At 64.3% G+C, this 13103-nt stretch carries 19 protein-coding genes; 9 read left to right on the forward strand and 10 right to left on the reverse strand.

Going from position 1 to position 13103, the window contains the following annotated elements:
- Nucleotides 1-4: 4 nt before the first annotated feature.
- The 9 genes from ACFWHR_RS07690 to ACFWHR_RS07730 form a co-directional block, all read right to left on the reverse strand.
- On the reverse strand, nucleotides 5-484 hold the full coding sequence (locus ACFWHR_RS07690; RefSeq protein ID WP_382447679.1) for an SAP domain-containing protein: 480 nt from the start codon (nucleotides 482-484) through the stop codon (nucleotides 5-7).
- Nucleotides 485-544: 60 nt separating this feature from the next.
- The gene (locus tag ACFWHR_RS07695) at nucleotides 545-1561 is read right to left on the reverse strand and encodes a major capsid protein (RefSeq protein ID WP_382447680.1); all 1017 of its coding nucleotides are present in this window, start codon (nucleotides 1559-1561) and stop codon (nucleotides 545-547) included.
- Between the two features lie 11 nt (nucleotides 1562-1572).
- Complete coding sequence (locus tag ACFWHR_RS07700) at nucleotides 1573-2010, reverse strand: hypothetical protein (RefSeq protein WP_382447681.1); 438 nt, start codon at nucleotides 2008-2010, stop codon at nucleotides 1573-1575.
- A 15-nt stretch (nucleotides 2011-2025) separates the two neighbouring features.
- Complete coding sequence (locus tag ACFWHR_RS07705) at nucleotides 2026-2700, reverse strand: hypothetical protein (protein ID WP_382447682.1); 675 nt, start codon at nucleotides 2698-2700, stop codon at nucleotides 2026-2028.
- 56 nt (nucleotides 2701-2756) lie between these two features.
- Complete coding sequence (locus ACFWHR_RS07710; protein ID WP_382447683.1) at nucleotides 2757-3866, reverse strand: hypothetical protein; 1110 nt, start codon at nucleotides 3864-3866, stop codon at nucleotides 2757-2759.
- Nucleotides 3787-5298: a hypothetical protein gene (locus tag ACFWHR_RS07715; protein ID WP_382447684.1), complete on the reverse strand. Its 1512-nt coding sequence runs from the start codon at nucleotides 5296-5298 to the stop codon at nucleotides 3787-3789. The genes ACFWHR_RS07710 and ACFWHR_RS07715 overlap by 80 nt, the downstream gene beginning before the upstream one ends.
- Nucleotides 5299-5301: 3 nt before the next feature.
- Entirely contained in the window at nucleotides 5302-7062 is a 1761-nt protein-coding gene (locus ACFWHR_RS07720; protein ID WP_382447685.1) for a terminase TerL endonuclease subunit, read from the reverse strand.
- Nucleotides 7062-7496, reverse strand: a complete 435-nt coding sequence (locus ACFWHR_RS07725) for a hypothetical protein (RefSeq protein WP_382447686.1) — start codon at nucleotides 7494-7496, stop codon at nucleotides 7062-7064. Before ACFWHR_RS07725 ends, ACFWHR_RS07720 begins: the two co-directional genes overlap by 1 nt.
- 68 nt (nucleotides 7497-7564) lie before the next feature.
- The gene (locus ACFWHR_RS07730; protein ID WP_382447687.1) at nucleotides 7565-7846 is read right to left on the reverse strand and encodes a hypothetical protein; all 282 of its coding nucleotides are present in this window, start codon (nucleotides 7844-7846) and stop codon (nucleotides 7565-7567) included.
- A 1017-nt stretch (nucleotides 7847-8863) separates the two neighbouring features.
- Between ACFWHR_RS07730 and ACFWHR_RS07735 the strand changes: the two genes are divergently transcribed.
- The 9 genes from ACFWHR_RS07735 (at nucleotide 8864) to ACFWHR_RS07775 (ending at nucleotide 12133) form a co-directional block, all read left to right on the forward strand.
- Nucleotides 8864-9229 (forward strand): hypothetical protein, encoded by a 366-nt coding sequence (locus tag ACFWHR_RS07735; RefSeq protein ID WP_382447688.1) that lies wholly within the window; start codon nucleotides 8864-8866, stop codon nucleotides 9227-9229.
- The gene (locus ACFWHR_RS07740; protein WP_382447689.1) at nucleotides 9226-9783 is read left to right on the forward strand and encodes a hypothetical protein; all 558 of its coding nucleotides are present in this window, start codon (nucleotides 9226-9228) and stop codon (nucleotides 9781-9783) included. The genes ACFWHR_RS07735 and ACFWHR_RS07740 overlap by 4 nt, the downstream gene beginning before the upstream one ends.
- Before the next feature lie 101 nt (nucleotides 9784-9884).
- Entirely contained in the window at nucleotides 9885-10358 is a 474-nt protein-coding gene (locus ACFWHR_RS07745; protein WP_382447690.1) for a hypothetical protein, read from the forward strand.
- A gap of 98 nt (nucleotides 10359-10456) precedes the next feature.
- Nucleotides 10457-10636: a hypothetical protein gene (locus ACFWHR_RS07750; RefSeq protein ID WP_382447691.1), complete on the forward strand. Its 180-nt coding sequence runs from the start codon at nucleotides 10457-10459 to the stop codon at nucleotides 10634-10636.
- Entirely contained in the window at nucleotides 10633-10959 is a 327-nt protein-coding gene (locus ACFWHR_RS07755; protein ID WP_382447692.1) for a hypothetical protein, read from the forward strand. The genes ACFWHR_RS07750 and ACFWHR_RS07755 overlap by 4 nt, the downstream gene beginning before the upstream one ends.
- Nucleotides 10956-11093 carry a hypothetical protein gene (locus ACFWHR_RS07760; protein ID WP_382447693.1) on the forward strand — a complete coding sequence of 46 codons (138 nt, stop codon included), beginning with the start codon at nucleotides 10956-10958 and terminating at the stop codon, nucleotides 11091-11093. Before ACFWHR_RS07755 ends, ACFWHR_RS07760 begins: the two co-directional genes overlap by 4 nt.
- 16 nt (nucleotides 11094-11109) lie before the next feature.
- Nucleotides 11110-11520 carry a hypothetical protein gene (locus ACFWHR_RS07765; protein WP_382447694.1) on the forward strand — a complete coding sequence of 137 codons (411 nt, stop codon included), beginning with the start codon at nucleotides 11110-11112 and terminating at the stop codon, nucleotides 11518-11520.
- Nucleotides 11517-11786, forward strand: a complete 270-nt coding sequence (locus ACFWHR_RS07770) for a hypothetical protein (RefSeq protein WP_382447695.1) — start codon at nucleotides 11517-11519, stop codon at nucleotides 11784-11786. The genes ACFWHR_RS07765 and ACFWHR_RS07770 overlap by 4 nt, the downstream gene beginning before the upstream one ends.
- A 98-nt stretch (nucleotides 11787-11884) precedes the next feature.
- Nucleotides 11885-12133 carry an XRE family transcriptional regulator gene (locus ACFWHR_RS07775; RefSeq protein ID WP_382447696.1) on the forward strand — a complete coding sequence of 83 codons (249 nt, stop codon included), beginning with the start codon at nucleotides 11885-11887 and terminating at the stop codon, nucleotides 12131-12133.
- 423 nt (nucleotides 12134-12556) lie between these two features.
- On the opposite strand, the gene ACFWHR_RS07780 is transcribed toward ACFWHR_RS07775, so the two are convergent.
- The gene (locus ACFWHR_RS07780) at nucleotides 12557-12811 is read right to left on the reverse strand and encodes a hypothetical protein (RefSeq protein ID WP_382447697.1); all 255 of its coding nucleotides are present in this window, start codon (nucleotides 12809-12811) and stop codon (nucleotides 12557-12559) included.
- Between the last annotated feature and the right edge of the window lie 292 nt (nucleotides 12812-13103).

A 13103-nucleotide genomic window follows, 5' to 3' on the forward strand; every position in this document is an offset into this window, starting at 1 on the left:
GCTCCTACTCGCTCTGGGCCGACTGGATCACGGCGGCGAGCTCTTCCGACGTGGACGCGTCCGCTACGTCGATGCCTTGCTTCTCGGCGAATGCCTTCAGCTCTTCGACGCTCATCGACCACAGGTCCGCTTCCTCGCCGGCGGCCGCAGCCTTGTCGGACTCGCGCAGTCGCTCGATGAGTTCCGGCTTGTTGCCAGCAGTGGACAGCTCACGACTCGTGAGCAGCTCCTGCAGGTCCTTCTTGCTCAGCTCGTCGTAGGTGTCCGCGCTGGGGGCCTTCACTACTACCGGTGGCACCGGCGGAGTGGGGGTGCCCGCTTCTTTCGCCGCCTCAGCGACAGCGGCGGCGAAGTCTTCGTCAGAAGCGATCACAGCGGGATTGGTGATGCGAGCGACTGCCCATTCCGGCACTTCATCGCCGGGGAACAGCGTGACGAGACGGAACTGTTCATCGAGCAGGTTGATGGTCTGGCAGACCTTCATTGTTTCCTCCTGGAAGACGGGAGGGGGCGGGTGTTTGCCCGCCCCCTCGTGTGGGTCTGGTTAGAGCACCTGCAGCGATGCGGTCGCGTTGGCGTTCTGAAGGATCGGCAGGCCGATCGCTGCGACGAGCACGTCGAAGCCGACGGGGTCATCGGAGGAGAGCGCGCCGGCCGCGGCGCCGGGCTGGCCGCCGAGACCGTTTTCGGGCACGAGCGACTCGCCGGTGACACCGAAGTCGGTCGTGCCCAGCGGGCCAACGCCTGCCGCCTGGCCGAGAGCGGTCTGCTCTGCGGCCGGGAGGAAGATCACCTTGTTGGTGCTGAACAGCGTGCGTTCGGTGCCGGTGTGGTCGACGAACCGCTCTCGATTGGTGAAGAGACCGTCGAAGCCGAAGCTTCGAAGGGTGCTCAGCACGTCATCAAGAGAGATTCGCGTGGGGCTGCCGAGGCCGCGGGTGGCGAGCTCGATGATGCCCTCGTTGCGGGTGAGGTGCTGCAGCACGAGTTCCGGGATCAGGATCGATCCGGGCGAGCTGCCGTAGACGGCGCGCAGCGCTTCGAGATCGCCGATGACGTCGGCTGCGGGGTTCGACCAGAGGGTCGGTGCCGTCGCCGTCAGGCCCGCCTTGCGGCCGTAGTCGATGGTGAACTTGAGGCCGCGTTCGTCGATCGTGAGCTTGCCGCTCTCGATTGCCTCGGCGCCGCCCCACACGAAACGGGTTGCGATCTGTGCCGCGATGCGGCGGGCGTAGGCCTCGAACACCGGGCCGAGGTCACCGCCGATCTGGGTGATCTGCGCGAACTCGTCGACGTGCAGGCGCCGCGAGATCGGCGGGAGCTTGCCCTGGCGGGACTCGCTGCCCTCGAAGCTCCCGACGTCCGACTGAGTGTTGTACGAGCGGAAGCGCGCGGCCTCGGGCAGGGACGTGTTGCCGACATTGAAGTCGAACGTCAGGCCCTGGTTCTCCTTCTGCGGGAGGAACGTCGAAACGATGGATGCGCCGAAGACGCCGTCGATAGTGCCCTGGGCGATGCCCGTGAGCTGCGCGGCGGTCCGGTGGGACTTGGTAAATGCCATGCGGAATCTCCTTAGATGAAGGTGAACAGGCCGGTCGTCGGCGCCACCTGCACCGGTGTGCGCTGGGCGCTGACCGGCAGGCGGGTGGCGTCGATGCCTCCGAGGATGAGCAGCGCGAACGCGGCCTTGGTGGACTTGGCGACGCCGGCGCGACGGTACAGGTCGATGCCTGCGTCGTCGTTGATGAAGCCGGCGAGGTTGGGGCGGTCCTCCGCGCTGGCTCCGGGCGTCCAGGGCTCGTAGAGCCCCGAGGTGGTGTTCTTCGTCAGCGCGACGCCCGAGGGGATCACGTTGTCGGTGCGGCCACCGATGTTGTAGTGCGTGCCCTCGACGAACTTCGTGAGGTCCAGGGTGCCCGGCTGGGCTTGGTCCTGGCCGAACTTCGATGCGCGCCAGCGGGTATCAATCCGCGGCTCGGTGCGGGACGTGTCGATCGCGAAATCGGTCATCGTAGCCTCCTGGGTCTACTTGCTGTTCTGTGCCGTGTAGCGTTCTCGCTCACGGTTTCGGTATTCGGCGACAGAACCCGCGTGGTCCTTCGGGGGCGCGGTCGTGCGACGGAGTACGTCGCCGAGAGCAGCGCCGCCCGGTGCGGGATCTGGTGCAGGAGGCGTGTCGCCGTCCTGCTTCGGGGCGTCGGCGAGCTTGCCAGCCAGCCGCTCCACCCGTTCGGTGTCGAGGCGCTCATCCTGGCCGAGGAACTTATCGAGCGCGACGTCTTCGAGGAACTCGTCGAGTTCGTCGTTAGTCATGTGGGGGCGCCGGGCCTTGAGCTCGGCACGAACGGCGTCATGGAGGAACGCGGTCGCGCCCTCGCGGCGGCCCGCGGTGCGGGCGGCGTTGACTGCCTTCTCGTCGGGAGGAAGGTCTTCGTGCTCCTTCTCACGCCACTTCTGAGCGTCTGCAGCGATCTCGTCGAAGTTCTCGGGACGGGCGCGCTTCTCATGCTTTCGCGAGAGTCCCTTCCACTTCTCTGCATCGTTCTTGTAGAACGCGAGCTGCTGCTCCGGCGTCATGTCTTCCGGCCTCGTGTCGGCCGGGAAGCCGAGATCGTCCTCGGTCTTCACCGCGGGCTTGCCGCCATTCTCATCGTCGCCGTTGAACCGAAGTCGAAACCCGAGTCGGGGTGTGGTGAACATTCGTGAGGTCCCTTACATGTCGTAGGTGTAGTGGTGGCCGCCGCATGGCGCGGTGGTTATGCCGCGAGACGGGCGTCGAGTTCCTTGAGAGACTGTTCGACTTCCCATATCGCGTGGTCGATTCCTTCGCGGCTGCCGTCGCCGCCCAAGCGGGCGCGCAGGTTCGCGAGGGTGGCTTCAAGCTCGGAGCGCCGGTTCGAGAGACGTTCCTTCTGCACGGAAGCGTTGGGCGGCGTGTATGGCTCGAAGCCTTCAACGGGCGACCAACCCCGCTTCGCTGAGTAGGCGAGCATCGGCCCGAGTTCCCCGTGCTCGCGGACGGCGACGCGGATGCGCTTCAACTTCTTACCTGCCGTGCCGCCGCCGGCACCGTAGATCTCGTCGAGGTTCCGACGTAGGTCCTCGGCGTTCCAGCGAAGCCCCGGGTCGGCGCTTTTCGTCACCGGCAGAGTGGCGCACTTGCAGAGATGGTGGATCGCCTGCAGATCACCGCGCGTGTACCACTGGGTGGCAGCGACCACGCAGAGTCCGCAGGAGCCGTGACGCGAAAGCTCAGGACGGATGACGCGGCGCCAACCGATGACTCGTTCGCCGCCGACGATCGGTTTGTTCTCGAGTCCGTAGTCGTCCTCGAACCGCTTGATCCACTGTTCCATCTCGTCGCGCGACATGAGCTCGGTGGAATCGTCATCGTCGTGCACGATGGCGTCTTCAGACTCCGAATACTCCGTGAGCCCGTCAGCTTCGAGCTGGTCTTGGATGCGCTTCAACTCGTCACGGTCCGCGATGATGACATCCGCCTCGACAATGCCTTCGAGCCGTTTCTCGAACGCTTCGAAGGCTTGCTCCGGGGTCCCGCCCCGTTCGAGCACCTTCGCGGCGTCTCTAGCGGGGCGGCCGTAGACCTCCAAGAGATCGACGCGCGACCTTGGGTACAGGTCGATCGGTGGACGGTACTTCGGCGTTGCTACGCCGAGCTCCTTGAGGACCCGGAACTGGAACTGCCGAGTCTCCTTCTGAATCTCCCGCAGCGCGGACTCGACGTGCGGGATGCTCGCCGCCGTCCGCGCTTTCGTGAGATCTTCGTCACTCCACTGGCTGTAGTTCCCCCACAGCCCGAGCAGCAGCCGGAGGAGTCGCTCTGTCAGCGACCGTTTCCGCTGCACGTGGAGGTCCAGCATTTTGTCCGTTACCGGCATCGACGGTCACCCCCATGAGCGAGTTCTGGAACTGTTCGTCCCGGATCGACATCTCTTCTTGCTGCATCTCGTCGGGCGTCATCTGATAGATGTGCTCGTTGATGCCGCGCAGCGACATGCCACCATCGCGGGCAGCTCGGGCAGCCTCGGCGGCTTCAGCCATCGAGATGTGCTCCATCGGGCCCCACATCGAGACGATCTCGGTTCGGTCCGCCCGCTGCTGGTCACCGTTGGCCTCGAAGAGCAGCGACATGAACTCTGTCGCGCTGCGGCCATCACGTTTGTTGCGGTCGCGAACTTTCGTGCGAATCGTCTCGCGTGAGAGCTTCGCGCCTTCCGCCGACTGGTTCTCTGCCGGCGACACGGAGAAGAGCGGGGTGCCTGTGACGGCGGCGAGGTGCTCGATGTCCTTGTCTTCGGCATTGATGAGGCTGCTGATGTCGGTCGGCGAGGACTCCCAGATCTTCGCCCCTTCGGGCAGGAACCAGAGCGCTGCAGGGCCGCCCTTGTAGATCTCGTCGTAGTCGATCGGTTCGCCCGGACTCTCCGGGTGATCGTCGGGGTAGTGCGACGGGAGGGCCTGCCCGTCGCCGGGGGTGACGGCGCGCTGCCGGAATGCCTGCATGGCCGTGATTGTGAGGCGCTGCAGGATGTCTTCGGTGATGCGGTCGATCGAGTCGATGTGATTCTCGTACTCGCCGAGCCCGTGCGGGTTCGACCACCGCACCACCGGGACCCGTTCGGTGAAACCGAGGGGGATGGGGCCGCCCGTCCAGTCCCATGCGAGACCGGGCTCCCACTGGGTGCCATCGCGCGGGATGGTCGACTGCTTGCCGGGCTTCACCGCGACGCGCATGTAGCCAGGACGAAGCAGAGTGAGCACGTCCTGCTGGTTGAACGGATCCCACGAAGCGATGATCGCCGCATCCACTTGCATGGGGCGGATCTCGCTCATGCGGACCGCGACCGACCAACTGTCGAGGATTTTCCCGAACGGTTCTCCGGTGAGCGGGTCGATCGCGACGACGCCGAACGAGACGCCGTGCTGCGCTTTCTTGTCGAACGCTTCAGAGAACTGCACGTCGAGGTCGTTCTGTCGCATCAGCCGAGCAGCTTCTCGGTCGCCGTTCGCGTCGTTCTCGGCCGCGGTGCGGAAGCCGCGTAGGTCCTGGCGGCCGACCACCTGTGTCACGATCGTGTCGGCAATGGTCAGTCGCGCCTTTCGGGCGAACTTCTTGTAGGCCTCCCGTACCGCGGGATCCGCTTCGACCGGTACGACGAAAGTCCCATCGCGGTACGACTCGAGCATGGCGATGCGCGGGAAGTTCGCCCCGAGTTCTTTGCCGAGCTCGACGAGGTACCAGTCGTCCGTGCCGGGGATGAGTGCTTCTGTGAGCATCTGCTACCTCCGTCTGCGCGCGTTGCCGCGCGGGTTGAATGGCTCGAAGGCCTGTTTGTCGGGACGCTCTTTCGCGAGGTAGCGTGCTCGAGCTTCGAGCGCGAGCACCATAGCCACGGCGGCGTCCATCTTGTTCTTGGATCCGCGCTTGTCCTTGCCGATGACGTCACCCGTGTTCCGCTCCCACCGGCGCGCGTTCATCACGTGCCGGGAGAACTGGGGGTCATTGCTGTGGGTGATCTGACCGGTGACGATCGCGGTATGTGCGCGTTCTACGGCCATCGCCATCGTCTTGTGATTCGCGGTGTAGAAGTGCAGGCCTTTGTCGCGGGTGCCTCGGACCTTCATGTCGTCGCCGAAGTCCTTGTCCCAGGCGTCGACGTAGTCCTGCCAGTAGGGAGGGTCAGCGAAGAAGCCCACGACCTCGAACTTCGCGAACGTGAGTCGGACGTGTTTGTCGACCTTGTGCTGATCGACGACCCAGTCTTTCGCTTTCTCGGAGTCAGGCGGCTCTTCGATCAAGACCGGCCACGTGTACCCATCGGAGACGCGGCACGCGATGAGCGCGGTCGCGTCGTCCGAGCGGGACCCGTCGAACCCGAGTGTGATCCGCTCGCCGGCAAATGGTGGCCGCCACGACGGGGCGATCCCCTCCTTGAGAGCGGCTTTGATACGCGCCCCCAGGCCGATGTCATTCCATTCCGCGATCTTCAGCCACGAGTTGTTGGCCTCAACAACGGCGTTCAGGAAGTAGCGGCGCTGCTCCGATTCGTTGTTCCGGGGGTCGAAGAACGCGTCGAGCATGTCCTCGACGTCGTTCCACGCGGCCGCATCACCGTAAGCGTCTGCGAACGCTTCCTTGATGCGCGACTCGTAGGCGTCGTTCGACTCGTCCGCGCCCTGCGCTGCGTCCCCGAGCTCGCCCCACCGGTGGTCGAAGAACAGCCGCTTGCGGCGAGTGCGTCCCTCTTGGATGAGGTCGGCGAGCCGGTACGTGTCCTCGGCGACCGAGTCTTCACCGGGCTGGTACATCGTTGTGGTCTCGATGTACCACGGCTCGGCGATCTTCTTTCGCTTGCGGAGGTTTCGCGTGACCGTGCCATGCATCTGCTTCAGGCGGTCGACGTTGTACAGGTGCGACTCGTCGAAGACGACGAACGTCTCGAGGCCACCGTCCTTGGACGCGGCGCCGGACGACATCGGCTCGATTGACCCGCCGCCGGACGACTTGGGCAGAACCACACGAGTGAGGCCAGCATCCACGCCATACGCCTTGACGAGCGCATTCAGGGGAGCGGTCTCGGTTGCGAGGTTGTAGTAGATCGTGTCGTAGACGTTGCCGGTCTGGCCTTCCTCAGTGGCGAGGATGCGGATGATCGGCTGGGTGACGGGCCGGCCCATCGGCTCGCCCTTGCTGTAGGTGTACGTCTGACCCAGGAACGTGTACTGCTCGCCGCCCTCAGCCCAGCCCTCGAAACGGCAGGGCCCGAACGCCTCGAGCAGGGCGATCGCCGCGGCGACACCGGACTTGTCCGTGCCCTTCGGGCGCGAGAAGAATGCGGAGTCGTAGAGGCGGCGCCCGCGGTTGTCGAGCGCGTAGCAGTCGACGATGAACCCGAAGTACTCGTCTCCGTAGCGGATCGGCTGGCCCGCAATATCGCCGCGGCCGTGAACAACGAAGGTTTCGATGAACCAGACGGCGAGATAACCGAGTGACCGTTCCCGGTCGTGGGACTCGTCGTTCTTGATGACGCGACGGGGCATCAGACACCCCCGTTGGCTACTCGCTTCCTGCGCGCATCATTCATCGAGGACACGTTTGCCGTTGACGAACCGACCTCGAACTCTTCAGGAATCTCGATCTCGAACTTGAGCCGCGCGCGGTCCGCCGGCGTTGCACCAAACGTCGCCGCACGCAGACGGATCTCGGCCGCACGTTCCGAGTTCTTGCCGCCCGACTCCCACATCTGGTGATGCAGCAGTGCGGTATCGAGCAAGTAATCCCAGTCGACCGCCGTCGCCATACGGACGCCCTGCGGCGACTCTCGCCAGTTGTTCCACCAGCGCACGGTCTGCGGGTGCCAGTCTTCGCGGATCGGATTGCCGTCCATGTCGAACTGCAGCTCTCCGCCGATGCGAAGTTGCGGCAACACGTCGTCCGGGAGCTCGAAGCCGCCGACCTTTCCATCCGACTTCACGAGGTCACGCTTCGGGGAATCCCGAAGGCGCGATCGCTCATCCTTCGGGGGAGGCCCGACGCCGGCCATCAGGCCACCGCCTGGATTGCGTGCTGAACACAGCCACACTCGTGGGAACGCGCGTACTCGATGAGTTCCGAGATTCGCCGAGGAGAGGCGCGATGCTCGGCGCCAGGCAGAAGCACCCAGCCAGCGAACACACGACCCTTGATGCGGCGAAGCGCGCCCGGGTCGCTCACGACGACGACCATCGCGTGTGAGTACTCGGGATGACGACGAGTCGCAGCGACGCCGGCTTCATGGTGAGGGGCGATCAGTACGATGCGCGCGGAACAAGATAGGACGGCCATCGGGAACCTCCATGTCGGCAGGTGGAAACCCTCGGCCCTGGCGGCCGCGGGAAGCTCTCGCGCCTCGCGCGCGCACCCCTCAGCACTCAGCGCAAAAACCCCCCAGACCCACGCGCACCGCGAGATGCAGAACGCTTGCGGGCGGGGGAGGCGGGGGCGGGGGGAGGGGGTGGCCCCCGTGCGTTCGTGTGCGCTCGTGCGTGCGTGGCCGGGTGCGCGTGGTGTGTGCGCCCGTGTGGCGCGTGGTGCGGGTGTGCGTAGGCGTGCGTGTGCTCGTGTGCGTGTGGGCTCGCGAGCGGGGCGCGTGATGCGTGGCGTGGTGCGTGTGCTCGGTGTGCCGGGTGTCTCGCGCTATCGGTGCGAGGTGCAGGGCGGCAGCGGCGGGCGTGGTGCCGGGTGTGTACGTCTCTAGGTGCGTGGCGCTCTCCGACTGGTGCGACACGCCCGGGCTGACATGCTGAAGTAAAACCCGTCGTGGCGCATGGTGATGCGGATGCGTGGGGTTCGGGCGAAGCAATGCGCGGCGCATGACTTGTGAACAATGCGCGGCGCATGGTTTAGTTTTCTCATCGCCACCGGGAAGCCCCAACGGGAACCAGTACCGGACCGGCACAGATCGTTCACAACTCCACAGCGAAACGACGGGCAGCGCGATAGGCGCGACGGCATCAGCCGTGTACGGGTTCGATCCCCGTACCTGCCACGGGTTCCCCGGTCTTCGGGGGCCTGGCCGCGCAAGCGGTCGGAACGCAGAAACGCCCCGCTGTAGGGGCGGGGCGTTCCAAAGGAGGTGACAGGAATGACAGTCGTTGACGCGGTAGTCATCCTGCTCGCTACACCCGGTGCGATTGTCGCGGTGCTTGCACTGCGCGATCGCTTCGAGGAGTAGCGGCCTGGGGCGTCGAGCGTATGCCGCTTGGCGTCCTGGCCCTCCTAGTTTCACCCAAAGTCTTCACACACTCAAGCCCCGACCGTTGCAGCGGTACGGGGCAACTACCGAACGTTGGAGGTTCGACCATGACTCTCATCGGAGCAATGCGTGAGCGCTACGCCGAAGCGATGCGCGACACCGACCCGCGGCCTTCCCGGTTCGTTGATCCGGCGGCCTACCTTGCATGGACGAAGCGTGCGGATGCGTGGGCGGCTGGGGAGAACCCGCGCTACGCATCGCGTGACGGGGTGACTTGCAAGCTCGAGTGGACCGGCGAAGTGCTGCCCTTGCACCTGATGCGCGTTGCAGGTGCACCGGTAGTTGCGTGGAAGGCGCGCTATTTCATGCACACACCGATCGGCACCCATGTGGAGGCCTACGGATTGCGCCGTGAATTGCGAGCCCTGGCCGAAGCAGACGCGATGGCATTCGATGCGGGCGTGAACGCATGAGCGTGAAGTCGGAGCGCCGCGCATGGTTCGCAGCCAATGTTGAGCCGCGGCCTGAGTTGCGTGCTGACTCGCCTGAGTACCTTGCATGGGTGCAGCGGGCGAATGCGTACATGGTTGCGCGTTGCGTGCCGGGTACCGCGATCTTGCAGGATCCGGCCGCGGTTGCGGCTCCGTCGCGAGTTGCGGCGAAGTCGTTGCGGGCGTCGGGAACCGACGACACGGACCGCGCGGCGTACCGCTCACTGATCGAAGCGATGCAGTACCGAATTGCAGACCACATGGGATGGCCGGGCACGTTGTGGGATGACTTCTGGCGGCAACAAGCGTTCGGCGCGGATGCTCGCCGGCGTCCGTCACTCGAGTTCTGCAAGGGCTCGCTGCATATCGCGTGGCCTCACCTGACCGAAGAAATGCAGCGCGCTCACGACGCCGGCGTCTGGCGTTGGGTGACGTTCGCAGAGTTCAAGGCTGAGCAGGTCGCAGAGCGCGCGGCGATGGCCGAAGCCTACGCGGCCGAAGTTGCATCGGAAGACGTGTGGTCTCAGACGTTCTGAGGCTGCGCAGGTGGCGAGCGTAGAGGCGTTGGCCCGGTTCGAGTCCGGGCGCCACCACGGGCGCGCAAGTTGCGTGCCAGCAATGACGAGAGGAGTCAATAATGAATATTGAAGCGATTGACGCGGTACAGACCAAATTAGTTGAGCGGGATCTCACACCGGTGCAGCTCGAAGCGCTGTACGCCGAATTGCCCTTACGCGGAACGCGCACCGACGAAGAGATTGCAGTCGCGATCGCGATCTCTAGGCAGTATCGGGTCAAGCTGCAACCGGCACACGAACTGTTGCACTGCCGTGGACTTGCAAGCGAGTACCGTCTGCGCATCGACGCGACCGGTCGCTACATCGCATTGCATGGCGAGCCGCTCGACCTCGTGAGTGACCGATGCGACGTCATCGATCACTTGCTCGAGACGCGCCTAAGTTGCGACTTCTTCGAGCTTTGGGAAGAGGCAGGTGGCTCAGTTGACCGGGACGCTGACACAGATGCATTTGCGCGGTTCGTAGTCGAAGAAGTTGCACGGCGTTGCGACACCGAGAACACCACCTATTGCGCGCACAACCCGCGCTGGTGAGCAAACACGCGCTACCGGAACGAGCCGGGGGCGGATTGCGAGCATCCGCGAGCGCACGGGGCACGATCGTCGCGCCCATTACCGAGAGGAGGCCAGAAGTGGCCGCATTGCTGGAACTTGTACTGATGATCGCCGTAGCGGTGCTCCCCGCCTGCGCGAGCGAGGATGCCACCAATTGCACCTGGGATGCCCGCGTGCATGGCAACGGTGCCGGTACATCGTTCGTCGACATCGACGGACGCGCGTACCCGGTGGAATTGCAGGGGGCGGACCGATGAGCCGGGCGACGCTGCCACTGCGTGTGCTCGGTGCGCTCTCGATGGGCTGGCCGATGCCTGAGGAGCACGATGGGCTGCCGGTCGCTTGGTCGTTCGACCTTGCACCAGGCGACAACGACGGAATCGACGAGCCACATTTCTCGATCGAGCTGTGGACGCTTGGTGGAACGGTGATCGCGAGCTTCTCTGAGCGGTCGATCGAGGCGGTGCACAGCATCTCTGCTTGCACGCTGCGCCCGAAGCAAATTGCAACCGTGATCGAGCAGTGGGAAGCGCTCTACGCGTGGCCCTACAACGGCGAACTCGATGAGGTCGCCGCATGACCGACGACGAGCGGCGAGCTCAATGTCGGTTGGTTCTAGTAGAAATTGCGGGCGCCGTTCTGACGCTCGGGGGAGCCATTGCCGTCTGGCAGGGGCTCGAATGGTACGCCGTCGCCACGATGAGCGCGGTATAACGGAAGGAATTGCATCATGGATATCAAGACAGCATCACAGATCGCCGAGGACGTCACGCCATTCGACGGAGGTAGGCCCACGGAGCGCGCCCCACTCACATGGGAGGAAATTGTTGCAGTTGCGACCGCTGCCGTTGAGGCTGACCGTGCACAACGCAATGGCCGGCTCGCCAAGGTCACTGTCCGCTCAGCCGAGCTCAGTGACCCAGCACTCCGATGTGACGATTGCGGAGACGAACTCTGCACTGTCGAAGAGGCCGACGTGATTGTGACTCTCGCCGACGTTGCCCTCACTCATGGGGGTACCGTCTGCGAACCGCGGGCGATGTGCGACAACTGCGACGAGCGCATCGAGCCTGACGACGTGCACGCCGGTGACGGCATGTGTGGAAGTTGCAACCACAACGCGGCAAGGAGCGGAGCATGACCATGTATCTCAGTCAGGTACTGAACGCCGACGGATTGGCCAGCGTAAACCGAATCCTGAGTGGATTCCGCGACTACTGCATTGATGCGACTCCTGCTGAGTTGCGGCGTGCGGCAACTCGCTGGCTCGAAGCACTGGACAATCCGGAAGTTGAGTCCGAAGCAGCGAAGGTGCTCGACGAGATCTACGTTCAGCCGGTCCGCCGAGGGTATCTCGAAGGGACGGAGGCGCACGCTCGTAAAGTTCTTCAGCGACTTGCATCGTGATGAATTGCAGTAGCTCGCGTCCTGGTGGGCGTCCGCGTTGGTTCGATCCCAAGGGCGAGCACTAGCCCCGCAGGCGGCGGGGCAGCAAGGAGACGACCATGAAGTTGCACGCATTGCCATACGTCGCGCATGATGTAGATATGACGCGTCACTACCTATCAACCACGGAGATCGCCGAGCGCCTCGGAATCACCCGTGGGGCGCTGTCCTCGCTCACGCTCCCAAAGCCCGACGTCACTGTCGGCACGGTGCGCGGGTGGAGCGAGAAGACCATCGACAAGTGGAACGAGCAGCGACCAGGATCCGGCAACCGCAAGCCGCGCAAGACTGCCGGCAAGAAGGCTTAGAGGATCCCAGGGTGTGCCCGAGAAGAGACTTTGCGTCGACGCGCTGCGGCCGCGTTGCCGCCTTGGCTTGAGGTCTTCTGCTGGTGGTGCCAGCTGCAGAGAGATTGCAGGTTCTCGGGTCGGTGGTCGTTCCGGTCTTTGATGTGGTCGACGTCGGTGGCCGGCTGCAAGCACTTGCGCCCCGTGTCGTAGCGGACGTGCTGGCATCGGTGGCCGTCGCGCTTAAGTACGTGGCCGCGTAACCACCACCAGTTCGCAGGCAGAGTTGCACGCCGGTCTGTCGGGCGCGCGACCCAACCTGACGAACTCACCGCTTGCGTAACTGCCGGATGCGTCGGTCTTCGACGCGGTCGACCTCGCCGCATTCCTCGGCGGCGAGCGCTGAGGAGTACTCGGCGCCGCACTCTGGGCAGGGTTGCATGGTCATTCTCCTTGGTGTCCGCTGTAGGCGCGGTTTTCTCTGGCGATTTCGAGCAGGCCGCGCCCCTTGACCCAGGAAAGGTCGGGGGAGGAAATCACTCCTACTGCTGAGGCACCTTCGGCTTCGAGCTCGACGGATAGTTTGTGCGTTACGAGCACCCAGCCGTCGACGAATTCGCCGGTGGTCGCTTGGTAGTAAGCGGAAATTGCACGTGAGAGCTCTGCGTGAGCTTCCCGCCATGCTTCTTCGGGGCCCATGATTCCTCCGGTGAGATGTTGCCGGGCTCGCCTCGCACTATGTGATGTTGGTGGTCGAGGGTCCGGCAATTAGTGGGTGGAGTAGGCGTGTAGCGACGCCTCGTTCTTAAGTTCCAAGACGACGAAGTCCTTCTGGCGCTCGCTCCCGTTGACATCGACTTACTCGACGGCGAGTTCTAGACCTCGCCGCTTTCGTCCGATGCCCACGTTGAGGAGCTCAGTTAACGCCATGACTCTTCGACTTCCTAGTCGCGCCTCCGGGACATGCCCTTGTACCGACTCGGAATCTCCA

It is taken from the genome of Leucobacter sp. NPDC058333 (assembly GCF_042726155.1).
Taxonomy (GTDB): domain Bacteria; phylum Actinomycetota; class Actinomycetes; order Actinomycetales; family Microbacteriaceae; genus Leucobacter.